This window comes from Bacillus sp. NH11B (assembly GCF_001884205.1).
Lineage (GTDB): Bacteria > Bacillota > Bacilli > Bacillales > Bacillaceae_G > Bacillus_A > Bacillus_A proteolyticus.
In genome coordinates this window covers 1-1,238 of sequence record NZ_MAOG01000075.1, presented here as the reverse complement: position 1 = coordinate 1,238, position 1,238 = coordinate 1, and the positions used below count along the sequence as shown (strand labels likewise).

Here is a 1,238-nt window from a genome sequence, read left to right as displayed (position 1 = left end):
GTTTATCATGATAGTTAACACCAAACCCTTCTGGATACTTTGATTTGGCGAACCCAATACCCTCTGGTTGCGAAACATTCGGTTTTTGTCCAATAAACCAAGAAAGTGGTTTATCTCCTACTAATAGATTTAAGTCACACTTACCAATTCCAGGTACCTGTCCCGTTTCAGTGTATTGCCAGATATCGCATGGATATGCTGGTTTATTTCCACCATAACGAGGAATCCACGTAAAGTCTGCTTTCACTTTAGACATACCGAATTGTTCATACATATGATGACCTACGTAGAAACCTACTTTTTTAGCACCTAAACGATATAACTCATCAATGAAAGCTTGTGAACCTGCTACCATGTTACCCATCGTTTCCTGTTCTACATCTGCAACCCAAAATAATGCGTCTTTGTCTCCACGCGCCCAAAAGTCCTGTGCTTCTTTTTTAGCATCTTCTACAGATACGAAACGACAGAAAGCATAGTTTCCAAATGGTACGCTATGGGACTTCATAGAAGCCACGTATGATTTATACATTGGATCTACATAGTTTGAGCCATCCTGTACACGTGCAATCACTAAATCAAGTTGCGGGGCCGCAACTGACCACTCAATATCACCATTCCATTTTGAAATATCTACAATGTGTCCCATTATTGAACATCTCCTTTTTTCTCTTCTTGTTTTTGTTTGCCGCCCAAAATTTCAACAGCATTTGTTAATGCAGAAGGTAACATGATTCCTATACGTCCTGCATTTTCTAAGATTGATAAAAGCTCATTACCCATAAAGAAAAAGATGGTTGCTTCACGAATAGCGCTATTGCTACCGATTACGTTGTCCAACTGCGCAGCCACCCCAACTAATAAAAAAAGCACTACCTTTTTGGCAATGCCTTTGAAACCAACTTTACTTTTCAATTCTCCGTTATATCCTGCTGCAATCATGCCTGTGATATAATCAATCGCTACCATTATTACTAATATTTGCAAAACCGCATCCCAACCTCCCCAGAAATATCCACAAAAGCCACCTAATGTAGCTATAAACGATTTTGTTAATATATTAATTTGATTCATTTGTTACACTCCTTAAAAAAAGGCCGACCCACAAAGGTCGGCTATGCTATTATCGAATATCAGATTGTTTCTCTTCTACCCAAGTGTTTTGACCAATATCAATCCAACCATCTTTGCGAGAGTAAATGTCATACGGAAGAGAACCATCCATTCTGCCTAAGTAG

The 1,238-nt window shown here is 38.9% G+C and carries 2 protein-coding genes; both read right to left on the bottom strand.

The window, feature by feature from the left end:
• The coding region (locus BAU27_RS11525) for a glycoside hydrolase family 25 protein (protein WP_071770944.1) at window positions 1–649 on the bottom strand (649 nt) is incomplete at its 3' end.
• Entirely contained in the window at window positions 649–1,074 is a 426-nt protein-coding gene (locus tag BAU27_RS11520; protein WP_071770943.1) for a phage holin family protein, read from the bottom strand. The genes BAU27_RS11525 and BAU27_RS11520, both read right to left, overlap by 1 nt.
• Between the last annotated feature and the right edge of the window lie 164 nt (window positions 1,075–1,238).